Genomic DNA, 22,862 nt, shown 5'->3' on the forward strand with positions numbered 1-22,862 from the left:
AACTAACTGATTTGGGAATCCACTTTGTCCACACGGCCTAGCTGCCTTGCGAAACCATGCTTCAGCGGCCACATTATCCCTAGGTAAGCCGTCACCATTCTTATACATAGCACCTAGACTATACTGCGCCTCTGCGAAGCCTTTTTCAGCTGCCGACCTAAACAGAGATTCGGCTTTGGCAAAATTCTGCGTTACGCCGTTCCCACTATAATATGCTCCCCCCAAATTGGTTTGGGCGGCAGGGTAGCCTTGTGCGGCTGCATTTTGAAACCAAACCAACGCAATTGCGTAGTCCCGCTTCACACCAATGCCGCCTGCATACATAGCCCCTAAATTGTTTTGACCTCGTGGATTGCCCTGTTTGGCGGCTGCAGAATACCACTTAACAGCGGTTGTATAGTTCTGTGAAACGCCTTCACCTCTATCGTACAGCAGGCCCAATGCTGCTTGCGCCTCAGCGTTACCCTTCTCGGCCAACTCGTTGAGTGCTTTGTATGCTGTCTCGAAATCCGCATCTTCGTAAGCTTTTAATGCTTGCGCTAGGGACAGCGACCCTCTCATTTTGGCATTCGAGTTCTGTGTGTCTGGCGCTGCGACGGCAAACCCACTGCCGAGAGAAAGTGCAAAGAATAACATTAAGCAACGTATTGATTTCCAAAAAGACTTCATAACTCTAGGGATCATAAGTGAATCCTATTCGATTAGGAGCTCAAATCAAGGGAAGTAGCAAATGCTCAGATTGGAATGCCTGCAGCGTGTAGGAACAATTGCTAGCAACAGTTCTGGCTCCTTGCAAGTTAGGTGGTTCTTCGATTCAACCAATTCATCGGCGCGCCATCTCCGTCAAAACCCAATCAGCCGCAGCTTGGGCTTTACTTGCAGCCACCAAGAGCGACGATGGATTATCGCTGAGGGCTTTGAGCCAGCCATCGATATAGGCTGCGTGATCTTCAAGGTGGTCAGCGGGCAGGCCAATATGCGCGCCAATGAATGCGCTGGCAAGCTCTGCTACGAGCTCTTCCAAAGCATAGCCTGCATCACCAAAGCGGGTCTGACCAAAGTCACGATTGAGGCGTGTCTCATGACGCGAAGCATGGGCGGTCTCATGAGCGAGCGTTGCCCAATATTGGGTGCCATCGCGAAACGCCTCGCGGAGGGGCATTTGGATATAGTCAGCGGCCTTGGAATAGAAGGCCAGATTCCCACCATGGCGAAGGGTAACGGGGATGCGGGAAAAGAGAGACGCCCAACGGGTTTCATCTTCGCTGGTAGTGATTGGCGTGCGCGGAACAGGCAGTGTTTCAGGAGCCGGATAGAAAGTTTCTGGCAGACCTTCGATTTGCTCGGCATTGAAGACGGTATAGCCGCGCAAGATACGCCGAAATTCACCAGTCTCTTCGCCTTTGGCACCCTTGGCGTTGGGAGCCCGCGAGGGCGATCCATCACCATCTGACTTATCGCCTACTTCGGCATAATAGACCACAAAGGATCCACGCTCACCTTTGCGAACGCAGGCTTTCATGGCTAAGGCTTGCTTGAAGGTGAACCAATGGCGGGCTTTGAAGCCGCACTCCAACGACGCAGCCCAAAGCGCGACGATGTTCATCCCGCGGTAAGGCGTGCCGCATGACCGCAAGGGCAAGACCAAAACCTCAGACGGTGCAATATCATCCCAAGGCTTGATCCAAGGGCGTACGCCACGCTCCAGCAGCGCGGTGATCTGAGCCGTCACGCGCTCGTGCGGCGTCAGGCTGGCTTCATCTGAGGGAGATTTGTAACGATAAGAGCGGGCAGCATGTGCCATGGCGGAGGTCTCCGCCGATGGAAATGTGCGTCACGCGACACTCACCATAAGCTCGCGCCGCAACCATCGGCCGAGATCAACAAACCGCACCCACGCCAGCACGCCCGCACCCCGGTGGTCTCAACTTGTCCAAACCGGGGCGGAAGCGACAGCGGACGACCAAACGGTTGCGGGTGGGCTGGTGCGGGTGCAGGGATTTTGGGCCGATGGGGGCGCAGGCTTGCAGACAACTTCGCAAGTCCGCTAGATGCACCACACGCGCATCAGATGTAAGGTTTTTGGCCAATTGATCAACCTAGTCCAAAAAATCAATCAATAGTTGTAGAGGGGTTTCACAATCGAGTTTTGTGAATTTGATATTTAACGGGGAAACGAAACAATGACAAAAGCTAAGAAAAATCTACGAAAGAAAATATGTCAATTTCTTATTATTTTATCGGGGCTGACACTGTGGGCTTTCCATCTCTACTATACTAATTTCTTAGCAAATTTATCGTGGCCCCTGTATGATAACTCGAAAGCAAACGTCGCTATGTTTGGAACATTGCAAATGGCAATAATCAGTTATTACCTTGCAGGTGTACCGCACAAAGGCAAGGCTGCCTCAATAGATGGGCATTTTTGGGCTCAAGTTGCGCTTGCCGGCATTTCGATATTTTTTGTATTTCAAAGCACGGTTGCTTTTTTCAGAGGGCCGCTCGGAATTGAGCCTATCAACTGGGAGTCGAAAATCGCACAGGAACGTTTTGAGGTTGAGAATAGCTTGAGTGATGCTAGGTCTAAGCTGGCATATGCCTCGAATCCGCAATCAAAGGCTACAAATGATATCCGGGAAGATATAGTGTACTTACAAGTTCAAGCTGAACGCCTCAATCGTATTGAGCAAATTGAAAGCCGATTTATTTCTGATCGGCTTGTTGATAGGTCCGAGAAAGGTTTTCGGGTGAGCAGTCAGGAGCGCTATTCGCCATTAATGTTATTAGCGAGTTTCCATTTGTGCTTGTTGCTTTACCGACGCCTTAGATTTGATGAGATTAAATTTGGATCCTCAGAAAGTCAGTCGCCATCGCCCAATTGAAGGGGATTAGCCCAAGGGGATCGCACACTTAACTCCAAGCTCGCAAAAGCTTCGCGCCAGTCGCCCAGCGCGCAGCCATATTGATCAAATCGCGGCAAACCCGACTACTTCGCCGCAATCCCCGCAACGCCCAAATCGGGCGCAACAGCCTCAGCCGCAACAAGCGCCTCCAGCCCTTCCTCGGTCACCTCATAGGCAGGGTCACCCTCTGGATCGGTCACGTCCACCAATCCAGTCATGGCAATCACGCTGGGCAACCAGCCAGCCCCATCGAGCGTCTGCGCCGCCATCAGCGCCAGCTCATCCTTGCGCTTAGATCCAAGCATCGCCTCAAACGCCGCACGATCCTTAGCCGTTGGCAGTTCCGAAACCGCAGGACTTTCCATGATCGCACCTGCGATCTGAGGTTTGTTTAGCCCCATGAAGAAATCCGAGGTTGGTGCCCACCATTTGGTCATGTCGACTTGGAGGCGCGTGGCGAGGGTATCGGCAACTTCTTGCTTGCGACGACAAATGGGTGTGTTGCCGCTGTGACTGAGATCGAGCGTCGAAGCGACTAGGAGTGCTTGGGTTTGAAGCAAAACCTCTGGTCCTCGGGCCAAGCACCATTCAAACCAACTTTCTTCGTAGAGGTCCAATGCTTTCAAGGTTTCACGCTTGGAGGCGAGGGTTTCTGCATCTGAGTAGGTATGACACACAAAGGCATGAATGCTCATACCGACAGGGCCTGTCATCGCCATGAAGTGACACCCCAATGCATAGACCGACAAAGCCAAGGCCACATCGGGTGCTTGGGACAAATGTGCCCGAATGGCGCGGGTGCGGGCGGCAGTCAGCTCGTTCAGCGTCTTTTGGGTGAAGCCTGAGACGCTGCTGGCGGGCAGAGGATCATCATCTTCCCAAGGTGGACGTTCATCGGTGCTGGCCGTTGGGGCAGGCACTTCTGAGCCAGTTTCGTCTTCCGGGCTGATGTCCTCTACAGGCGTGGCCTCATCATCACTTTGACCTGCTACACGCACACTGCCTGCTGAAGGATCAATGACGATAACTGTTACACCATCGGGTAAGGGTTGGATTGTGCAGGGTGCTGCTGTTGGTGAAGTGCCTTCAACGGTCTCTGCCTCCAGCCGCTCTTTTTCGCGACGGCGATCAGCTTCGGCTTTGGCCTTGTCTTGGGCGCGGCGGGCGTCAATGCGATTGATCTTGCGCTGATCGGCAGGTGTGACCACGCCAATGGTGGTGACGGCTTTACCATCATGATCGACACTGATCACACAGCCCGCCAAGGGCAATTTCTCGGGGTCCCAGGCCTGACAGGCGCTGACCAAGGCGGCGATGCTGGCTTGCAGATTTGGGATGTCTTCATGATCGGGCTTCTCGGTGCGCAATCCTTCCAGCCGACTGGTCAACTCAGCATGTTCAACCCGTTCTGCGTCCGTGGGTTCACGCCAGTCGGGGCGCAGGCGGTTGATATGCCCACCATCCATCCGGCCATGACCTAGATTGACATTAACCCAACCCCAGCCAAACTCGATCAACGGGCGTTGCAGCTCTTCAAGCTTTTCAGTCGCCAAGCGATTGAGCAAATCAGGGCTATCGAGGAATACCAATTCATCTTCAAACAGATCACGCCGCACAATCCCGCCAGCGGCCTCATAGGGGGCAATCCCGACAAACTTGGCCAATCGGTCATTGGCACGCACAGCCCCTTGGGTGAGGTATGACCGCACGGCATAGGCATTCATCACCGGCTTGGGCATGATGTTAAAGACACTGTCCTGGCGATCATGCTCGCCGACCAAACAGAAGGCGCGTGCAGCATCGAGTGACAATTCGCCTTTTCGGAAGGCTGTCTTCAACAAAGGGGATAAAGCCGACAAAGCCAAGCGTTGCTGTACATGCCGGATGCTGGTGCCAAAGCGGGCCGCAATCGCGTCTTCCAGAAGGCCAGAGGCGGCCAAACGGCCGAAGGCTTCGACTTCATCAAGAGGATGCATGGCCACACGCTGGACATTCTCAGCCAACGAGGTTTCCTCCGCAATTTCGGCGGGGACAATAGAGCAGGGAACCGCAAAGTCAGCGGGGATAACTTTGCGCTTGGCGAGCAGCTTCAAGGCAGCCAACCTGCGACCACCAGCCGACACCTGATATTTGCCATCGCCAACTTCAACGACGGCGAGGCCCTGCAACAGGCCATGGGTCTCAATGGAAGCGGCAAGCTCTTCAACGGCTACTTTCTTGTCAATACGACGTGCATTGAGGGGGGAGGGAGCCAACTTGGAAAGGGGTATGGATTGAACGTGAGACATGATGATACTCCAATAAAATGGAGGTTCTGGTGTGGACCATCCAACACCAGAGCCGCCTGCGCGGCATCGTCTCACCCGCCCACGCCGCACCCAGCCCGCAAGGGCGCAGAGGCGTCAGCCGTCCCTTGCTGGCGCATGGCGGACGGGGGCATTTGCGTTGGGCGCGCAGGCGGGGTGGGAGGCAATGGGGGCCTGCCTCGATTAGATGGAGAGCGGCTTTCCGGACTAGCCCTGAACGGACATTCCTGTGTCTTGGAAAGAACCTCGGAATCTACGATTGGTGGTGAATCAGGAAGATTGCGGAAAGAGGATAGTCCGCTTTTGGTGTTTTCTTTCGGAAAGCTGCCTTTAATAGTCTTAAAAAACATCGCAGTCGGACTTGCCATGACAACTGACCTGAGCCCCGATTGGTCCGTCATTGCAAAGGAGAGTCCATCGAGCTGTGCTCTGCTAGCTGAAACTTGGACCATTTGAATTAGAGTTTTTAGCGTAATTTTCCTTGGCTGGACGAGGAGGTTTGGCATGAAAGCATCGAAGTTCACGGACGCCCAGAAAGGGTTCGTTGTGAAGCAAGGCGAGGACGGAACGGCCGTCGCGGAGATCTGACGCAAAGCAGGGATCAGCTAGGCAACATACTTCAACTGGAAGAAGTGTTTTGCGGGTCTTATGCCGTCTGAAATACGTAAGGTGCGAGAGCTGGAAGATGAAGATAATCGGCTGAAGATGAACGTAAACGATGGTCCAAATTGACAAAAGATATATACTCGCAAAGGTCTACTGCTGCCCATCAAGGAGCGCTTAAGCCACCAAAAACTGAGACTGAAGCCGCAAAACGGGCAGTTGTTCGTTTACAAGCTGAAGACATGATAGTTCAGCTGATTGGAATTTTGTCAGAAAGGTTTCCGGATTGGACTGAACTTGAGCTCGGCATGAGCAGTGCGAGCACCATCAGGGCTGACAATGAACATTGGGCAGTGTTTAGGTGCACCCTGGGCGGACCGGGAAATGCGCAAACGCGCGCAGGCGGTGACGCAGACAAAATACTAATATCGTAATTGATTGATAACATGTTTGATGTTAGTGAATGAAAATGACGTTATCGAATGATCCCGATACCCAGATGAGGGGCCCGAACTTGCCATTGGTCGCCGCCGTCAATGACTATGTTCAATCTGTTCTCAAAGCGGACTTGCAACTTCGCCCGCTGAACGATGGTGAAAAACTGCCGCTCTTTCTGAAGCAGCAGTTTGAATTGGTTGAAGGTTTTTATGTAGATCGACCGCTCATCTTGGCGGTTCAGCAAGGCGTGGGGTCGTCAGCGCCTTCGGCTCTACGCAAGCACCTCGCCCAAATCGAGCGGCTCCTTGGAAGGTCGGTCGTCCTTGTTCAGTCGAATATGACGGCCTTCCAGCGCGCAGCACATATTGAAGCCGGACAACCTTTCATCGTGCCTGGAAAGCAATTGTTCATGCCCCACCTTGGCGTAGCCTTGACCGAACGGTTTTCGAGGAAAGCTATTCGACAGTTGGATACACTGACACCTGCTGCGCAATTGACATTGTTCACTTTATTGACTGGTGCGGACCATCAAGAAGCAACACCGAGCCAACTCGCCAAGGGCTTAGGCTACACGGCCATGAGTATGGGTCGTGCGGTTGATGAATTGGCGATCTTGGGTTTGGTGGAGACCAAACGGCAGGGCCGCGAGAAACGCGTCAATCTTGCCGGTCAAAAGCAAGAGATATGGGAGAATGCTCAAGCGCTTCTTGTCTCACCTGTCCGTTCATCCCATTTCGTGCGCTGGCTTTGCCCGCCCCCAAGGCTCAATCTCGGCGGTCTATCGGCTTTGGCAGCCCATAGTGATCTGATGGATGCAAGGCTCCAGACTTTTGCGATCGACGGCCGGCATTGGGCAGTTTTCAAGTCTAATGGCACCGTCGAGACCGTCGCGACGGATTATGAAGCTGACGCCCAACTGGATGTTTGGCACTATTCGCCCGCAAAGATCGAGCGAGAGGATCACAGCTTCCTTTTGTCGATCTATGCCCAATTCAAGGATGACCCAGATGAACGCGTCTCATTGGCTGCACAGTCTTTGATCGAAGGGCTTTGGGCATGAGAGGGTTAGACCTATTTCAGGAGCGGTTTGCGGCATTTGGGGATTCCTATGCCCTGATTGGTGGGGCCGCCTGTCACTTGATATTCGAGGATCTTGGCTTGGCTTTTCGTGCCACAAAGGATCTTGATATCGTGCTGTGTGCTCAGGTGGTCGATGCAGAATTTGCTAAAGCCTTATGGGCGTTTATTCAAGACGGCGGCTATGAGATCAGGCAGCGCGCGGACGGAAAGCCGACCTATTATCGGTTCGCAAAGCCAGCCAACGCCGACTTTCCCTACATGTTGGAGATTTTTGCGCGTCCGCCAGCGACTTTGGACTTAGTCCCAAATCAAACAATCATCCCTGTACCCATAGAAGACGGGCAATACAGCCTTTCAGCCATCCTGCTTGATGAAGATTATTTTGGTTTATTGCGCGGCATGATCCGTCGGATCGATGGAGTCTCTGTTCTGGATGAGTATGCCCTGATCCCATTCAAAGCGAAGGCTTGGATGGAATTGGCTGATCGTCGCGATGCAGGTGAAGCCATCGACAATCGTAATATTGTCAAACACCTACACGACGTGTTTCGCTTAATGGCAGTGCTTGTTCCGGGGCGCAGATTGATCCTGCCAGAGCAAATCAGAAACGACATCGCTGTCTTCTGTGATCGGATAAACCGCCAAGCGGCTATGAACCCTCGTGATTTTGGTTTGGCGCTGAATCTTCAAGATTCGGTAGCTTTGCTTGAGCAAGTCTATTCCATCCGTACTTAGAAACTCCGCCCTACACTCAAGCCCCGCCGACCCATCTTCGGTGTCGGCGAGAGCGGTTGGGGCGGCGGATAAAGGACGCGCGTAGGAGAAGGCCGATTGGCCTTAGGGACCGAGGGGCCGCGCCGCGCCAAGTCCCATGGCTTCCAGTGAGAGTGCGCGTGTTAGAAAGTCCGTCGTGACAGACTTACCAATCGACTGCCGCCGAGTGCTTTATGCTGAGAACTTGTGTCCAAAAATGCAGTGCATCGGTGGCGATTGATGGGTGCCCCATGATTGGGGCTTTCTGGGACTGCATGTCTGCAAGCATCTAAATGCAACCTTTTTGACGCGCGAGTTTGGCAATTGCGCTGATAGGTCGCTTCTCAACAAAATGCTGATCCCGCTCAACAGGCAAACCCAAGCGCCCGCGTACTGATAATATCTCAGATAGCGACACACTACCCAACTCAGGGCAACCTAAGCCCAAATCGCATAGCCCGAAGGCTATATCCTCATTGTCAGGATCGATCTCTGTAAGAAGCCAAGTTGCATTGGCATCGGGTGTAAACAGCTTGACGACTGGGACTGGATCAATGTCCTCACCCGCACCAGACCTTGCGCCATTTGCCAAGAGTTTTGCGCGAAGATGAGCGGGAAAAAGTGTACTTGGCATGACAGCCTCCTTGAGGAACGCCACGCACCATGCGGGCGAACCTGAAAGCTGCCGCCAGACGCAAGAGTGCCGCTGTCAACGCCACGAGCGAAGCGAGGGCTTGACGGCAAACTGCGTCTGGCACCCTCAAACCCATCGTCCGCAATGGGCGGGGCAAAAGCGATACGTCGTCCCGGTCTCCGACAAGCGCAACCGCTAGTATATGAGCGCGCATAAGTTGGTTAACTGGACATTGTCAGATCGACAAGGAACAAGTTCGCTCTCAAACTTCAAGCATGAATTCTGTGTCATTTTGCTTCAGTCAGTGGCTCTGTCCTGAATACCATGGTTAGTGCCAAAGCAAGCGACACAATCATAAGTTATTGATTTATAACATTAAATATGCTAATCTTGTGCCGCCTATCTCAGGCTGCAGGCCAATATTCTGAATGGCACGATCTATGCTGGAGATCATTTACTGCGGTGAGTCCGCGTCAAGCGGTCCTGCCGCGTCATCCTTACGACGGTCACTTTGTGTGCGCGTCGGTATTGGGGGACAGGGGTATGGGAATTCGCACGCGGATTGCATGTCTTGGGGTTGGAGCCTTGGTTGGCCTGTCAGCCGGGACCCAGTTTGTCGCCGCCCATTACGATTATCACCGCGCTCTGGGCTGGGGCCTAGAGATTGGCGGTGGTGTCAAATTGTATCCAGTCTGGGACATCTTGCTCTGGTCGAAACAATGGTCCGCGAGCCCAAATCATGGCCCAGTCATGCGGGCAGGGGCAGCACTCATACTATTAGGTATAGCGCTTGGTGGCATGCTGGTACGGTTGTTCGATCAGGGCAACGGTGCGCTCGGGCAGACCAACGATGCCATCGGCGTGAAGGTCAATTACCGCCATCGCGCACGCGGATGGGGCGATCCCAAAGCGCTAATCAAGGCAGGGCTAACGGGCTTGGAAGGCGTTGTCCTTGGCCGCATCAATCGGCCAGGCCTGCGCGATTTCTTTCTTGCACCAAGACTTCTTACCAGCCCCGATATGCGCCCTGCTCTGGTGACGGGAGGCACACGCTCGGGCAAAGGGCGTGGGATCGTCGTGCCAACTCTGCTGACCTGGAATTGGTCGACGATTGTGTTTGATCCCAAGGGCGAACTCTGGGCGACAACGGCGGGGTTTCGCAGCCGATTGGGACCAGCGCTTTTTTTCAATCCGCTGCATCCGGCCACCGCGAGGTTTAACCCCCTGGCCGAAATTGGTACCGGGGATCGCGCCATCTCCGACGTGCAAAAGCTTGTCGCCATCCTTGCCGAACCGGGGAGTGCGTCTGGCCATCAAGATTTCTGGGACAAGCAGGGTTCCGAGATGCTCTCGGCGCTCATCCTCCACACGCTTTACACTGAGATACCGGAGAATAAGTCGTTGATCGGCGTCAAGCGCCTGAGCGCTGACCTTGATGCAACTGCCAAGGCCATGGCGACCACGCTGCATCGGCGCGACCACGCAGGGACTGCAATCACGGACCCCTATATTGCCGATGTGGCGAGCGCCTATCTTTCAGCCCATGAGCGTGGCCGCAAGAGCGTCCAGATGACCGTGAGGTCCTATTTGTCGTGGGTTGCGGGCACAGAGGTCGAGCGAGCACTATCAGCCAGCGACTTTCGTCTTAGCGATCTTATGTGTGCACGCGCACCAGTCAGTCTTTATGTGCAGATTGCACCGTCTGATCTCAAAGCACTTCAGCCTCTGGTGCGGATGTTCTTCCATCTGGCATCGAGTGCGTTCACAACGCATCTAGAGACCGATAGCGACGGTCGGCCCAAGGAAAATGCGCTTCTGCTGGCACTCGATGAGTTTCCACTTCTGGGTAAGGTCAGCTTCTTTGAAGATGTGGTGCGCCTATCGGCGGGCTATGGCATCAAATGCCTGTTTGTAGCCCAAAGCTTGAACGACATCGCCCGGATTTATGGGCAGTTGAACGGCTTTCTGGATAACACGCACATCTATGTGGCCTTTGCTGCACTTGACCCGCTAACGCGCGAGAAGGTCTCCAAGTTGACCGGGCTTGTGACGGATACGCGTGTGAGTGCCAGCTTACCCCATCATTTCGCTGAAAAAGGTGGCAGCCGCACGATTGCTGAAGTCGAGCGTTCCCTGATGGACCCATCGGAAGTGGGCGCACTACCCGACAACGAACAACTGGTCTTCATTGCTGGTCACCGGCCTTACCGCCTGACCAAGCTTCAATATGACAAGGTCGAGTGGATGGCAGAGCGTGCGGCCAGTAAACCGCATAATCAGGCCCAACAGCTTCAAACCCCCGAACGGCCAGTTCATCCTTGGATGGACATAAAGCCTGCTGGCTTTGGCGATCCGCAAGTGGCGATGACTTTTGAAGAGCGCGCTGAGGCCCGCCGTGTTGAAGTTCAGGGCGAACATGAAGCCGCCATGAAGCGCGCCAAGGCCGAAAAATCCTGGCTACGCCAAACTGAACTCAATCTAGAAGCGAGGTTGGATGAAGGGTCAGTCTCGACACCCCAGCAGGAACCGGCACCTGATGTGATCGTCCAATTGCCTGTGGCTGAGGCAGAACCAAAGCCCGAGGCTGAAGCCGCGAATGCTGACCCGGTAGTGCCTGAAGAGAGCGCTGCCAACACCAATGCCCGCAACATCTTGAAACTCTTGCACGAGGGGGATTTCTGACATGGGAGCCAAACCAAGGCCAATTGCCAAACCTAAGCCCGGCCCGACACGCATCCAAATTTATCTGGCGCGTGAAGAGGTTGGAGCCGCACTCGAACGCGAAGCCAAAGCGCGAAATATGAGCTTAAGCCAGGCGGCGTCAGCCATCCTTGAACGGGGACTGCGTGGGAAGGTCGAGGCCGATGCCGACAACCGTTTGCTGGCATTGGAGCGGCGGGTGGCAGAGCAGGGGCGCACAACAGGGCGCGACCTGATTATCATTGAAGAAATGCTATTCATCGCACTGCGTACATTGTTCTCGCGTATTCCTGAAAGTCCTGAAGAGCGTGATCCTGCTTACAGGGGATCGGTGGATGTGCTGATGAGCCATGCCATCAATGAAGTTGCCGAACGCTTGCGCCTGACGCGGCTGGGTCGGGAAATCACCAATACCGGCGAACCAGCCAGTATCAGGGCAGCGGCAGACGCTAAGGAATTGGAAAGTACCAAAGCTCACCCCGCCAATGATCTGACCGACGAACGTGTCGTCCCAAACTCAGATAGTGAAGGGGTCTAAACCATGGCCAAGCTCGGTGATCATCCCATCATCGCCGAGCGTCGTCTTGAAGCGCTGCGCCATGCACTCGGTGCCACCGCTTTGGCGGCCTTGGTCGATCCTGATGTGGTGGAAATTCTCGCCAATCCCGATGGGCAATTGATCCTCGACACAATTGGCGGCGGACGCCAGCTAACCGGCGAGACCCTGAGCCCCGAAGCCCGCGACCGAGTCATTCGCCTGATTGCCGATTATGTCGGTGAACCGGTGCTACCCGAAGACCCAAGACTCTCTGGTGTTTTGCCGCAAACCGGCGAGCGTTTCCAAGGTGTGCTGCCGCCAGTCAGTCGTGCCCCAGCCTTTTCGATTCGCAAAAGGCCTGCCCGCATCTTCACCTTGGACGATTATCAAGCCCAAGGCATTCTTAGCCAAGAGCAGAAGCAACTGATTGAAACTGCGGCAACAGAACGCAAGAACATCCTGATTTCAGGCGGCACATCGTCCGGCAAAACGACATTGGCCAATGCCATTCTAGCGTTGCCCGCCTTTGCCGACACCCGCACGATCTTGATCGAAGATACGCCCGAGCTGCAATGCTCGGCCTGGGATCAAGTTGCACTTCTAACCCGTCGGACGCCCAAACTGATCGGCGTGGTTGATCTAGTGCGTGATAGTCTGCGCCTTCGCCCGGACCGGATCGTTGTCGGTGAAATGCGCGATGGGGCCGCAGCGCTTGAAACGCTCAAAGCCTGGAACACCGGCCATCCAGGGGGCCTTTCCACCATTCATGCCAATAGCGCGCACGATGCCCTTTTGCGCCTTGAAGACCTGACCTGTGAGGTTGCGACGAATATTCCCCGGCGCGCCATTGGTCAGGCAATTGATCTTGTAATCCATATCGCCCGAACCCGCGAAGGTCGGCGTGTGGAGGACCTCATACATGTTACTGGAGACAAGGATGGTGGCTATCTAACACGCGCTTATGGGTAAATCTGACCATATCTTGCGCACTTGAAACCGCACTGGCGCCACTACGCGCCCGCCCAACCGGACCCTGATTTCAGAGGCCCGGCGAGGCCATGTGGGCCAAAGCGATTAACCATCTAAGTAACTAATATAATACATTTTTCTTCCTTAAGTTGGCATGCCATCTGCATACTTATCCACAGGGGCACTTAGAGTCCCAGAATGGAGCAAACCGATGCAGAGAGGCACTTTTTCCCGTCAGACCATCCTGACCTCACTTGCAACTGGCGCTGCTTTGGCGCTGGCATCTACCCCGGCCTTTGCTGGTGGGTCTGGCATGCCGTGGGAGGGACCACTCCAACAAATCGTCGACAGTTTTACTGGTCCTGTGGCCCAGGCAGGCGGGGTGATCGCCGTGACCATCTTTGGGCTCGGCGTTGCGTTTTCTGAATCAGGTTCAGGCCTGCGACGCGGCGTCTCGATCCTGTTCGGGGTGGCGATCGCCTTTGCAGCCGCGAGCTTCTTCATGGGCTTCTTTGGCTTTGGCGGTGGAGCAACCATCGGCTGAGACCATGATTTGAGACAAAAGGGGGCAGCACCATGAGTGCTTTTCATCCCGATCGGCCCGAAGGCTTTGAACTGCCCTTGGCCGGATCACTCACCCAACCTATCCTGATGGCAGGTCTGCCGCGGGAGTATGCGATACTGATGGGTACACTCGCTCTGGTGCTGGGACTTGCACTCAAGCTTTGGTGGCTCGGCCTCATCTGGTGGGGTGTGGCGCACGCGCTTGGTCTTTGGTTTGCCAAAGCCGACGCCCAGTTTTTGGATGTCCTCCGGCGTCATCTGAGCTTGCCCGGACATCTTGGGGCCTGAGCCCTCATCCATCCAACTCATTTGCAAATCCAACAGCCACGTGGGCCGTGCCCTCAGGAGTGAAATCCCATGCGCTTTCTTGACGAGTTCCGCACCAAACCCATCACACTGGCCGATCATCTGCCGTGGGCGGCACTGGTTGCCCCCGGCGTGATCCTGAACAAAGATGGCAGCTTCAGTGCTTGCGTGAAGTTTCGTGGGCCGGATCTGGAAAGCTCGACTCCTGAAGAGCTGATGGCTGTGCGCGCCCGGCTCAACAATATGTTGAAGCGCTTGGGAACCGGCTGGTGCCTGCATATGGAAGCCCGCCGCAGAGTGGCTGACTCCTATCCGGATCAACAGCCTGAGAACGCCGTCGGCTGGCTTGTGGATCAGGAACGCAAGGCGCTGTTCGAACAGGCCGGTGCTGCCTTCGAGACCGATCATGTCGCGACGTTGACCTGGCTGCCACCAGCCGATGATACCCGTAAGGCCGAGACCTTCCTGTTTGAGAACCGCGTCGCCAATAATCGCGACTGGCGCGAGACTTTGGCACTCTTTCAGCGCGAGATCGGCATTTTGGTCGATCTGATGGCCGACGCATTGCCGGAAGCGCGATTGATGTCGGATCAAGATACGCTGACCTATCTGCATCAATGCATCAGCCCCAAGCAACATCAAATCAAGGTCCCAGAAACCCCGGTATTTCTCGATGCCCAATTGGCTGATTGCCCGCTTGAAGGCGGGATCGCCCCTAAGCTTGGCGATCAGCATCTTCGTGTCGTCGGTATCCGCAGCTTTCCAGCCAAGACCTTGCCGGGGCTTCTCGATGCGCTGGGCCAGTTGCCCTTCACCTATCGCTGGGTTGGTCGCTGGATTGCGCTCGACAAGGCAGGCGCTGAGAGCGAGCTCTTGCGCTTGCGCAAGCGCTGGTTTGCCAAGCGCAAAGGCATTGGTACGCTCATGCGCGAAGCTATCACCAAGGAAGATGTGCCGCTGGTTGATACTGATGCAGCCGCCAAGACCGATGAATGCGACGGCGCACTAGAAGCCCTTGGCGCTGAAGTCTGCGCTTTTGGCTGGCTGACGTTGACCGTGACCGTCATGGACGCCACCGAAGGACGCGCATACGAGAAAGCCCGTGCGGTGGAAGCCGCGCTTAATGCGCAAGGGTTCGTCGCGCGTACCGAGGATCTGAATGCCGTCGAAGCCTGGCTCGGATCGATCCCCGGCGAACCCTATGCCGATGTGCGCCGCCCCATGCTCTCAACACTAAACTTGTGCGATCTTCTGCCCATCTCGGCTGTCTGGGCAGGCCCCACGCGCGACACACATCTGGATGGTCCGCCATTGCTGATCGCAGAGACATCCGGTGCGACGCCGTTTCGCTTGAACATACATGTCGGCGACGTCGGCCACACGATGATTGTAGGGCCAACCGGGGCAGGCAAGTCGGCACTTTTGGCTTTCATGGCGCTGCAATGGCTGCGCTACCCCAATGCCCGGATCATCTTTTTCGACAAGGGCCGCTCTGCGCGTGCCGTGACCCATTGCGCCGGTGGGCGCTGGCATGCGCTCGGACCTGACGGGGCTTTTGCGCTTCAACCGCTGGCCCGGATCGACGAGACTGCCGAACGGGCGTGGGCTGCTGAATGGATCGCTGAAACCGTCGCTGCTGCTGGCGTCCAAATCACACCCAAGCACCGCGAAGAAATCTGGGCTGCCCTTGGAAGCCTTGGCGAGGCGCCGCGTAATCAGCGTACGCTCTCGATCTTCTCAGCGCTGTGCCAAGCCCGCGATATCACAGCTGCGCTTGAGCCCTTCACGCTCAAGGGCCCACACGGCTGTTTGCTGGATGCCGATCAGGCTCCGAGCACATTGAGTTTCTTTGAGACCTTCGAGACCGAAGAGCTGATGGCAACACCTAGTGCCATTGGGCCGGTTCTGACCGCACTCTTCCATGAGATTGAGCGTGGCTTTGATGGATCGCCCACCATGCTGGTGCTGGATGAAGCCTGGCTGTTCCTAGGCGAGACAGGCTTTGCCGCCAAGATCCGTGAATGGCTGAAGACCCTGCGCAAGAAGAATGTGGCTGTGGTGTTTGCGACCCAGAGCCTTGATGATGTGGTGCGCTCACCCATTGCCACCACGCTCATTGAGAGCTGCCCGACACAGATTTTCCTGCCCAACCCGCGCGCGCTCGAACCAGCTTCGGCTGATCTCTATCGTCTGTTCGGTCTCAACAAGCGCCAACTCGAACTTTTGGCATTCGCCGCACCCAAGCGCTCCTACTACATTCGCCAGTCCCGTGGCCGACGCATGTTTCATCTGCGTCTCATGGGCGCGGCTTTGGCGGTGTGCGGAGCGTCCAGTCCAGAGGATCAGAAGCTGATCGAGCAGGTGCTGGCAACATTGCCACCTCATCACGATCCTGATGCTTTTGCCCGCGCATTCCTTGAAACCAAAGGCCTCGCGGGCGTGGGTGATCTCTTCGATGCGCTGTCTGATGTCGCGCATGCGGCCAATGACCAGAGCGCCCCTCCGTCCAATGATTTCACTTCACCCTTGCTGGAAGGACTGTATCATGCCGGCCAATAATCTGAAATCTCGCCTCGTTTGTGCCGTCTCGGCGCTGACCTTATTGACGCTTGGCACAGCACTTGTCGTGCCAAAAGAGGCTGCGGCCATCGTGGTCTATGACCCCACCAACCACATCCAGAATGTGCTGACGGCTGCTCGCGCGCTGGAGCAAATCCACATCCAGACCGAGCAATTGACTGCACAAATCCGGTCACTCGCGCAAAGCCCCTATGATCATGCCGCTCAAATTGGCGATGCCATGCGGGCGCTCAACGAGCTTAACGCCCAAGCCCGCGGGCTGGCATCCACGGTGCGCGGTTTGGACCGTCAGTTTGAGGATTTGTATCCAGGAAATCTGAATGCCCGCACGGCCATGCGACGTTTGGAAGCCGCGTCTCGCCGGATCGAAATGTCACGCCAGACAGCGCAGGATTTGGCACGCACGGCGGCTTCGGTTGAATCGGCAAGAAACGGGCGAAGCGCTCGGATGGCTGGAGCCATTGCGGCATCGCGTGCCGCTGAAGGCGAGACTGGTGCCATTCAGTCGTCGGTTCAAGCCTTGGGTGTCTTGTCGGAACAGCTGGAAGGCCTGCAAACCCTGATGGCCGCGCAATCACGATTGGCCGCCCAGGAAGCAGCCCAGCGTGCCCAAGACCGCGAAGAGGCGATCGCCGCGCGACGCCGAAACTGGGGCCGCACCGCAGCTCCGCCGCCACCTCCTCGCTTCAATCCCTTACCCAACGCCCGCAATTAGCCGCGCGCCTAAAGGAGCCTTGCCATGGCTGTCTCATCGGAAACTGCAAATGATCTGATGTCGGTGTTTTCCAACACTGTTACGGCAGGCTTTGCGAGCCTAGTCGGTCCCGTGAACGGCATCTTTGGCCTGATGATTGCGCTTGTTGTAGCGCTGACAGGCATTCAATGGGCGGTCAGTTCCAACCGCGATGCACTAGCAGGGGCCTTTTCTAAGATCCTGCTGATCGGGGCTTTTGCCTATATCATCAATGATTGGCAGGGCCTGAGCGAGACGATCTTTGCTGGCTTCATGCAGATTGGCTTGCAAGCTGGTGGCGGGGCCATTGGAGCTGACGACTTCCTCAATCCCGGCGCGGTGATGGAGACCGGCTGGGGCATTGTCAAAGCCATTGGCGATGCGCCCACTGTCACCGAAAACCCGATGGATGTGATCGGCAATCTGGTCGATGCGATCATCATCGGCATCTCTATGCTCGGCATCATGATCGCGTTTACGATCCTCGCCCTCCAGATCATTTTGACTTTGCTTGAGTTCAAAATCGTCACCTTGGGCGGCTTTATTCTGCTGCCATTCGGCATCTTCTCCAAAACCAGCTTCATGGCCGAGCGCCCACTTGGTTATGTGGTCGCGGCAGGCTTGAAGGTTCTGGCCCTCGCAATTGTGGTGTCTGGCGCTCAAACGGTGTTCGCTCAGCTGATCCCAAGCCCAGAGCCTGACATCTATGAAGCGCTGACCATCCTAACCGCTTCGATCATTCTGGCTATGTTGGCTATCTTCGCCCCCAATCTGGCCGCAGCCCTTGTTTCTGGTGGTCCAGCTCTGGGCGCAGGTGCCCTCAGTGTCGGTGGCCTCGCCGTTGGTGCAGCGGGTGGTGCGGCCATTGCTGGAACGATGGCAGCAGGCGGTGCCGCCGCTGGTGCCGCCGTAAAGATTGCATCATCCTCCAGAGCGGCTGCGGGCGCGGGTACTGGGAGGCAGCCAAGCGGGCCTGGACCTTCTGGGTCTGGACCTTCTGGCTCTGCGGCTGGGGCAAGTGTTGGACCGCGCGGTCCTTCGAGTGGTGGCGGTTCGTCCAATCAAAGCGCCTCTTCACAGAACAACGCATCATCAAATTTTGCGGCTCAAACAGCGAACAAAAGCGGGACTAAGGCTTCCACTTCAAATTCCGGCTCAACCTCCAGCCAAATGACGACCAATGAAGGATTGGCTTCGCAAAAGTCGGCTGGACAATCTGAATTATCCGGAAACACCGGACAGTTGGGCATGGGCGGGAATGCGTCGCCAAGCCAATCGTCTGCTCAAAGCTCAACAAGCGCTTCCAAAGCCGCCATGCCGAATGAGACTGGCTCTCTAAGTGGCGGAACCTCTGGAGGAAGCGGAAGCGAAGGGGCAGCCCCTGCGTCTGGCGCGTCACAATCAAACGGTTCGGGAATCACCACTCCAAGTACCGCTTTGGGCGACGCCCCGCGTTACTACCGTTTCCCAGCCTACAGCCCGCAACAAAAGGCAGCCAAAGCCCGCGCCTTCAACGCGTATTTCGCGGCCAATACCGCCCGCCAACTCATGCCGGCCAATGAAAACACCGGCACGCTCAACCCATCCATTCGTGAGGAGGACTGATATTCATGCATCCATTCTTCAAACCTAAGCCTGCTGGCAAACAAGCGCTCTCGGCCACACCGATTGCCACGCCCTATCATCGCGCTGGTCAAGTCTGGGATGACCGTATGGGCCTCACCCTGTCTCATGCCCGCCACTGGCGCAATATGGCATTTGGAACGCTTCTTTTTGCGGGCTTCCTCGGAGCAGGCTGGTGGGCACAAGCCCAGCGCTCGGTGGTCAAGCCCTTCATCGTCGAGGTTTCGACTTGGGGTCAGACCCAGAAGATTACGGCACTTGATCAGAGATATCGCCCAAATGAGGCCCAAGTTTCTTTCGCTTTGTCGCGTTGGATCGCAGACGTGCGCGGCAAAAGCATTGATCCGGTTCTGATCCGTCAGAACTTCATGCGGGCCTATGATTTTACAACACCGAAAAGTGCTGCCTACCTCAATAGCTGGGCGCAGGAAAATGATCCCTTCGCCAATGCAGGCCGCGAGGCTGTAGCTGTCTCGGTGCTCAATGTTGTGCCACGCTCGGAGAAGACCTTCGACATCCAGTGGCGCGAAGAGAAATTCACCAATGGCATGAGTTCAGGTGCGCAGCGTTGGCGCGCACTTGTCACTGTTCGCTTTGAGCCACCGCGCTCTGAAGCCGATCTTATGAAAAACCCACTTGGCATCAAAATTGAGGATTTATCATGGACGCTCGACGCACAATGATCGCGCCCAAGGCTGCTTGCATGGCAGGCAGTCTGGCGCTTCTCCTGACTACGGCCATTCCTGTGATGGTCTTCCCAAATGCCGCTGACGCACAAGTGCGCCAAACTCAAGCACGCCAGACCCAAGCGTCAGCTTCGACCCGCACATCTTCAGCGCGCCGGGCAAATTCGCCAACACGGCGCGCGGCAAGCCAAACTAGACGGGCGACTACACCGGCTCGCGCGGTCTCACCATCCGGAAATGATGGGGCGACCAGTCCAGCAAGCGGTCCAGCCGCCATTCGTGTGGCCAACGCCGAGGCGCTGGCACCCTCCCGCGCGGATGGTTTCGTCAATGCAGCCCAAGTGTTTAGCTTTGAGCAAGGCCGGGTTTATGAAGTTTGGACAGCGCCGATGCGGATTACCGCGCTGACCCTTGAGCCCGGTGAACGCATCATCAACAAGGCTGCCGGTGATACCGAACGCTGGATGATTGGCGATACGACATCTGGTGAAGGCAATACCCAACAAAGTCAGATCCTGATCAAGCCGTTCCGGGCTGGAATCGCCACCAATATGGTAATTGCGACCAACCGGCGCATGTATCTGTTGTCGCTGCGGTCAGGCGAGAGCACTGACGCGTTTAATGCGGTCGTAACCTGGACCTACGCCAATACATTGCCCAATGGATCAACGCAGGCCGGGAAGACTGACGGCACTACAAATCTGCCAGTACTGCCCGCCGCACAAACAGTCGATATCGCGAAGCTGAACCAGAATTACCGTATTCGGGCGGGATGGAGCAGGCCTGCCTGGACGCCCGTTTCAGTGAGCGATGATGGTCGCCAGACCTTTATTACCTTCCCCGATAGCCTTGGCTCTACAGAAGCCCCACCTTTGTTCGTAATGGGCGAGAATGGCGAGGCGCAACTCACCAACTGGCGCAAGCAAGGGTCGGTCTATGTCGTTGATCGTCTGTTTGATCGCGCTGAATTGCGTCTTGGTGGCGATCATCCCCGCGTCGTCCGCATTGAACGCAAAGGGGATCGCTCATGACGATGGCTGATACCCCAGAAGTGAGCCCCGAGGCACTGCCGCCGCCGCTCACTGGCGGCCGTGCACTCAATGCGCGCACGGCACCCAAGCCTGCGCAGCAGATCAATAAGAAATCGGTCCGCACGGTCTTTATAGTTAGTGCCGGTGTGCTGTCTCTGGCCTTTGTTTATGCTTTCGTCGTCTCGCCAGCGGTGCGTGCAGAGGCCCGCGCCAAACAGGCTGAACAGAACCAGCGCACACCGCCAGGGTCTGTTCGACCCGCCGATGTGCTTTCCGAGGGGCCAGTCAGTTACGCTGAGCTTACCAAGGCATCCGAGGATCTGCCGGAAGAGGCGTTACCTACAAACACACCTCCACCCGGCCCCATTGCCTCAGGGCGTGCCCATGCACCACGTGTAATGGTGCAAAGCGCGCCGCGCGAACCGCGCGGCCGATCTGAACTGGAAAAAGCCCAACGCTCAGGCCTGTTCTTTGAAGGTGGCGCATCGGGGCAAATGGCGGCAACTGTAACACCAGCACCAGCGTCGACTGGCCCAGCACGCATTCAAAGGCGCGAGGATTATGAGGCAGTTTATGGTGATCGCGTCGTTCTCGCCCCTCTGTCGGCTTATGAACTCAAGGCAGGCACGGTTATTCCAGCGGCTTTGCTGACAGCGGTTGATACCGAACGCGAAGGCCGGGTCTTGGCCAGTGTCACCGAGAATGTCTTTGATACGGTCACAGGCCGATATCTCTTGATCCCCCAAGGTGCCAGGTTGATCGGACGTTTTGATGGTGAGCAGACTTACGGCGAACGACGCGCTTTCCTGACCTGGGAGCGCCTGCTTTTCCCTGATGGTCGGTCCATCACCTTGAACCGTGAGCCCGGTATCGACAGCCAAGGCGCAGGCGGCGTTCAAGGCCGAGTTGACCGGCGTATTCCCCAAGTACTAACCGCAACACTGTTTGCCGGGGCAATAACCACTTTGGGCGAAGTTGCCCGCCGTGATGGAAAAGACAGAAACAACAACAGCATAGTTGGCGATATCGGCGACGCTGCTGCCGCTGAGGCTGCCCGTGTCGGAGGCCGCATGATTGACCGCGAACTCGACGTCAAACCAACCATCCGGGTCCGCCAAGGCACGCGCGTGCAGGTCTTGCTGACCCGTGATCTCATTTTGGAGCCAGCCCAATGAATACGAGTGCTCTCCTTCACCTTGTGATCGCCAATGCGCTTTTAGCGTCAGCACCAGCCTTGCCAGAATTGGTGGCTAACCCGCCTGCCATCGTCAATGAGACGATCTCGATGCAGAAAGGGCTTTATGTCCGTACTGGCGGGGTTGGCGATCTCAAGCACGGCGACATTGTCGCGATGCCGATGAACCAGAATGCGAAAGATTATCTGGCCGGGCGGCTTGGCTATCCAGCCGACATCATGCTCCTCAAACGCGTGGCGGCTTTGCCCGGCGAGACCGTTTGCCGAGAGGCAGATACAGTCACCGTGCCTGGTCGCACAGTCCATGCTGACCGACGCGACGGCCAGGGCACCTTGCTGCCGTTCTGGGTCGGCTGCCACACCCTTTTGCCGACCGAAGTTTTTCTTCTAGGCGATCACCCGTCCAGCTTTGATAGCCGCTATTTCGGCCCTGTGCTGAAACGCGACCTGACTGGAACCTATCAGGAGGTTATCTCATGGTAAGCCGAAACGTCATTCTCGCGATAAGTCTACTCGCCACTCCCGCACTAGCAACGAAAGCATTCGCCGATCCGCCTGACTGGACCCAAGCAGGGGGCGGTCTTTTCATCGAACCCGGTATGGCTGTTGATCGCGCGCCGATGGTTCAACAGGCCAGCATGCCGCCTCAAACTCTACCACGCGTCGTACAGCAAGCCGGGCCTGCCAGTCCGCGCCAAAGGCCAAATCCTGCTTCTCAACCAGAATTTGATCCAATCGTGATCGATACTGTTCTCGATTATGGCGAAGTCCGCCTTCTGCCATCTAAACAGCCCCTTGATGCACTGATCTCGCAAATTGCTGGTGAAACGGGCCTCGATCCAAAGCTTCTCCACGCGCTGGTGATCGTCGAAAGTGCCTATGATCCCGGTGCAGTCAGTCCTGTTGGTGCCCGTGGCCTCACCCAACTGATGCCGGGTACCGCCCGCGAACTGGGCGTCACCGACTCCTTTGATATCGTGCAAAACCTTCGTGGTGGAGCCCGTTATCTCGCCATCCAAATTGGTCGGTTCGGCGATCTGCGCTTGGCATTGGCCGCCTACAACAGCGGCCCAGGACGCGTTGCACGCCTTGGTCGCGTTCCTGATATCGCCGAAACACAAGGCTATGTCCGCGATGCCGTAGATTGCTATCTCGCACTTTCTGCGGGTCGCGGCATTCGCCATCGCCATCAGTGCCGCACATCAGGAGGGAGGTAAATC

General features: G+C 56.1%; 20 protein-coding genes and 1 pseudogene. 17 read left to right on the forward strand and 4 right to left on the reverse strand.

The window, feature by feature from the left end:
- Together B7364_RS06635 and B7364_RS06640 are read right to left on the reverse strand one after the other, a co-directional pair.
- The coding region (locus B7364_RS06635; RefSeq protein ID WP_198534075.1) for a tetratricopeptide repeat protein at positions 1-669 on the reverse strand (669 nt) is incomplete at its 3' end.
- Positions 670-823: 154 nt separating this feature from the next.
- Complete coding sequence (locus B7364_RS06640) at positions 824-1,804, reverse strand: ArdC family protein (RefSeq protein WP_085339215.1); 981 nt, start codon at positions 1,802-1,804, stop codon at positions 824-826.
- A 379-nt stretch (positions 1,805-2,183) separates the two neighbouring features.
- On the opposite strand from B7364_RS06640, the gene B7364_RS06650 reads away from it, so the two are divergent.
- Complete coding sequence (locus B7364_RS06650) at positions 2,184-2,882, forward strand: hypothetical protein (protein ID WP_085339219.1); 699 nt, start codon at positions 2,184-2,186, stop codon at positions 2,880-2,882.
- 104 nt (positions 2,883-2,986) lie between these two features.
- On the opposite strand, the gene B7364_RS06655 is transcribed toward B7364_RS06650, so the two are convergent.
- A complete protein-coding gene (locus B7364_RS06655; protein WP_085339221.1) occupies positions 2,987-5,191 on the reverse strand; it encodes a ParB/RepB/Spo0J family partition protein in 2,205 nt (734 codons plus the stop codon).
- Between the two features lie 522 nt (positions 5,192-5,713).
- Here B7364_RS06655 and B7364_RS17695 point away from each other — a divergent pair.
- From B7364_RS17695 to B7364_RS06670, 3 genes and pseudogenes are all read left to right on the forward strand, one after another.
- A pseudogene (locus B7364_RS17695) lies at positions 5,714-5,929 on the forward strand (transposase); the annotation flags it as partial.
- Positions 5,930-6,281: 352 nt separating this feature from the next.
- Entirely contained in the window at positions 6,282-7,310 is a 1,029-nt protein-coding gene (locus tag B7364_RS06665; RefSeq protein WP_157893546.1) for a MarR family transcriptional regulator, read from the forward strand.
- Complete coding sequence (locus tag B7364_RS06670) at positions 7,307-8,065, forward strand: hypothetical protein (protein WP_085339227.1); 759 nt, start codon at positions 7,307-7,309, stop codon at positions 8,063-8,065. The genes B7364_RS06665 and B7364_RS06670 overlap by 4 nt, the downstream gene beginning before the upstream one ends.
- Before the next feature lie 307 nt (positions 8,066-8,372).
- Here the strand turns inward: B7364_RS06670 and B7364_RS06675 are convergent, their stop codons facing one another.
- Complete coding sequence (locus tag B7364_RS06675) at positions 8,373-8,717, reverse strand: DUF2958 domain-containing protein (protein WP_085339267.1); 345 nt, start codon at positions 8,715-8,717, stop codon at positions 8,373-8,375.
- A gap of 543 nt (positions 8,718-9,260) precedes the next feature.
- Between B7364_RS06675 and B7364_RS06680 the strand changes: the two genes are divergently transcribed.
- The 13 genes from B7364_RS06680 to B7364_RS06740 all read left to right on the forward strand — a co-directional run bounded on the left by B7364_RS06680 (position 9,261) and on the right by B7364_RS06740 (position 22,859).
- The gene (locus B7364_RS06680; RefSeq protein ID WP_232780832.1) at positions 9,261-11,399 is read left to right on the forward strand and encodes a type IV secretory system conjugative DNA transfer family protein; all 2,139 of its coding nucleotides are present in this window, start codon (positions 9,261-9,263) and stop codon (positions 11,397-11,399) included.
- A gap of 1 nt (position 11,400) precedes the next feature.
- Positions 11,401-11,955, forward strand: coding sequence for a hypothetical protein (locus tag B7364_RS06685; protein ID WP_085339229.1), 555 nt, complete (start codon positions 11,401-11,403; stop codon positions 11,953-11,955).
- A 3-nt stretch (positions 11,956-11,958) separates the two neighbouring features.
- The gene (gene trbB / locus B7364_RS06690; RefSeq protein ID WP_085339231.1) at positions 11,959-12,924 is read left to right on the forward strand and encodes a P-type conjugative transfer ATPase TrbB; all 966 of its coding nucleotides are present in this window, start codon (positions 11,959-11,961) and stop codon (positions 12,922-12,924) included.
- A gap of 211 nt (positions 12,925-13,135) precedes the next feature.
- Entirely contained in the window at positions 13,136-13,468 is a 333-nt protein-coding gene (locus tag B7364_RS06695; RefSeq protein ID WP_085339232.1) for a TrbC/VirB2 family protein, read from the forward strand.
- A gap of 32 nt (positions 13,469-13,500) precedes the next feature.
- Positions 13,501-13,776, forward strand: coding sequence for a VirB3 family type IV secretion system protein (locus B7364_RS06700; RefSeq protein ID WP_085339234.1), 276 nt, complete (start codon positions 13,501-13,503; stop codon positions 13,774-13,776).
- Positions 13,777-13,845: 69 nt separating this feature from the next.
- Positions 13,846-16,353: a conjugal transfer protein TrbE gene (gene trbE, locus B7364_RS06705; RefSeq protein WP_085339236.1), complete on the forward strand. Its 2,508-nt coding sequence runs from the start codon at positions 13,846-13,848 to the stop codon at positions 16,351-16,353.
- A complete protein-coding gene (locus B7364_RS06710) occupies positions 16,340-17,089 on the forward strand; it encodes a hypothetical protein (protein ID WP_085339238.1) in 750 nt (249 codons plus the stop codon). The genes trbE and B7364_RS06710 overlap by 14 nt, the downstream gene beginning before the upstream one ends.
- A 24-nt stretch (positions 17,090-17,113) precedes the next feature.
- Positions 17,114-18,712: a P-type conjugative transfer protein TrbL gene (gene trbL / locus B7364_RS06715; RefSeq protein WP_085339240.1), complete on the forward strand. Its 1,599-nt coding sequence runs from the start codon at positions 17,114-17,116 to the stop codon at positions 18,710-18,712.
- Positions 18,713-18,717: 5 nt separating this feature from the next.
- On the forward strand, positions 18,718-19,413 hold the full coding sequence (gene trbF, locus B7364_RS06720; RefSeq protein ID WP_085339242.1) for a conjugal transfer protein TrbF: 696 nt from the start codon (positions 18,718-18,720) through the stop codon (positions 19,411-19,413).
- Positions 19,392-20,447: a P-type conjugative transfer protein TrbG gene (trbG, locus tag B7364_RS06725; protein WP_085339243.1), complete on the forward strand. Its 1,056-nt coding sequence runs from the start codon at positions 19,392-19,394 to the stop codon at positions 20,445-20,447. The genes trbF and trbG overlap by 22 nt, the downstream gene beginning before the upstream one ends.
- Complete coding sequence (locus tag B7364_RS06730) at positions 20,444-21,622, forward strand: TrbI/VirB10 family protein (RefSeq protein WP_085339245.1); 1,179 nt, start codon at positions 20,444-20,446, stop codon at positions 21,620-21,622. Before trbG ends, B7364_RS06730 begins: the two co-directional genes overlap by 4 nt.
- The gene (locus B7364_RS06735; protein ID WP_085339247.1) at positions 21,619-22,125 is read left to right on the forward strand and encodes a S26 family signal peptidase; all 507 of its coding nucleotides are present in this window, start codon (positions 21,619-21,621) and stop codon (positions 22,123-22,125) included. Before B7364_RS06730 ends, B7364_RS06735 begins: the two co-directional genes overlap by 4 nt.
- Positions 22,119-22,859, forward strand: a complete 741-nt coding sequence (locus tag B7364_RS06740) for a lytic transglycosylase domain-containing protein (RefSeq protein WP_085339249.1) — start codon at positions 22,119-22,121, stop codon at positions 22,857-22,859. Before B7364_RS06735 ends, B7364_RS06740 begins: the two co-directional genes overlap by 7 nt.
- The last annotated feature ends 3 nt before the right edge of the window (positions 22,860-22,862 follow it).

Origin of the sequence: Aquidulcibacter paucihalophilus (assembly GCF_002105465.1) — a bacterium.
Lineage (GTDB): Bacteria > Pseudomonadota > Alphaproteobacteria > Caulobacterales > Aquidulcibacteraceae > Aquidulcibacter > Aquidulcibacter paucihalophilus.

What these genes read in the sequence shown, in the direction of transcription:
- B7364_RS06640 (WP_085339215.1), bottom strand. Translation starts at nt 1,804, where the DNA reads ATGGCACATGCTGCCCGCTCTTATCGTTACAAATCTCCCTCAGATGAA.
- B7364_RS06650 (WP_085339219.1), top strand. Translation starts at nt 2,184, where the DNA reads ATGACAAAAGCTAAGAAAAATCTACGAAAGAAAATATGTCAATTTCTT.
- B7364_RS06655 (WP_085339221.1), bottom strand. Translation starts at nt 5,191, where the DNA reads ATGTCTCACGTTCAATCCATACCCCTTTCCAAGTTGGCTCCCTCCCCC.
- B7364_RS06665 (WP_157893546.1), top strand. Translation starts at nt 6,282, where the DNA reads ATGACGTTATCGAATGATCCCGATACCCAGATGAGGGGCCCGAACTTG.
- B7364_RS06670 (WP_085339227.1), top strand. Translation starts at nt 7,307, where the DNA reads ATGAGAGGGTTAGACCTATTTCAGGAGCGGTTTGCGGCATTTGGGGAT.
- B7364_RS06675 (WP_085339267.1), bottom strand. Translation starts at nt 8,717, where the DNA reads ATGCCAAGTACACTTTTTCCCGCTCATCTTCGCGCAAAACTCTTGGCA.
- B7364_RS06680 (WP_232780832.1), top strand. Translation starts at nt 9,261, where the DNA reads ATGGGAATTCGCACGCGGATTGCATGTCTTGGGGTTGGAGCCTTGGTT.
- B7364_RS06685 (WP_085339229.1), top strand. Translation starts at nt 11,401, where the DNA reads ATGGGAGCCAAACCAAGGCCAATTGCCAAACCTAAGCCCGGCCCGACA.
- trbB (WP_085339231.1), top strand. Translation starts at nt 11,959, where the DNA reads ATGGCCAAGCTCGGTGATCATCCCATCATCGCCGAGCGTCGTCTTGAA.
- B7364_RS06695 (WP_085339232.1), top strand. Translation starts at nt 13,136, where the DNA reads ATGCAGAGAGGCACTTTTTCCCGTCAGACCATCCTGACCTCACTTGCA.
- B7364_RS06700 (WP_085339234.1), top strand. Translation starts at nt 13,501, where the DNA reads ATGAGTGCTTTTCATCCCGATCGGCCCGAAGGCTTTGAACTGCCCTTG.
- trbE (WP_085339236.1), top strand. Translation starts at nt 13,846, where the DNA reads ATGCGCTTTCTTGACGAGTTCCGCACCAAACCCATCACACTGGCCGAT.
- B7364_RS06710 (WP_085339238.1), top strand. Translation starts at nt 16,340, where the DNA reads ATGCCGGCCAATAATCTGAAATCTCGCCTCGTTTGTGCCGTCTCGGCG.
- trbL (WP_085339240.1), top strand. Translation starts at nt 17,114, where the DNA reads ATGGCTGTCTCATCGGAAACTGCAAATGATCTGATGTCGGTGTTTTCC.
- trbF (WP_085339242.1), top strand. Translation starts at nt 18,718, where the DNA reads ATGCATCCATTCTTCAAACCTAAGCCTGCTGGCAAACAAGCGCTCTCG.
- trbG (WP_085339243.1), top strand. Translation starts at nt 19,392, where the DNA reads ATGGACGCTCGACGCACAATGATCGCGCCCAAGGCTGCTTGCATGGCA.
- B7364_RS06730 (WP_085339245.1), top strand. Translation starts at nt 20,444, where the DNA reads ATGACGATGGCTGATACCCCAGAAGTGAGCCCCGAGGCACTGCCGCCG.
- B7364_RS06735 (WP_085339247.1), top strand. Translation starts at nt 21,619, where the DNA reads ATGAATACGAGTGCTCTCCTTCACCTTGTGATCGCCAATGCGCTTTTA.
- B7364_RS06740 (WP_085339249.1), top strand. Translation starts at nt 22,119, where the DNA reads ATGGTAAGCCGAAACGTCATTCTCGCGATAAGTCTACTCGCCACTCCC.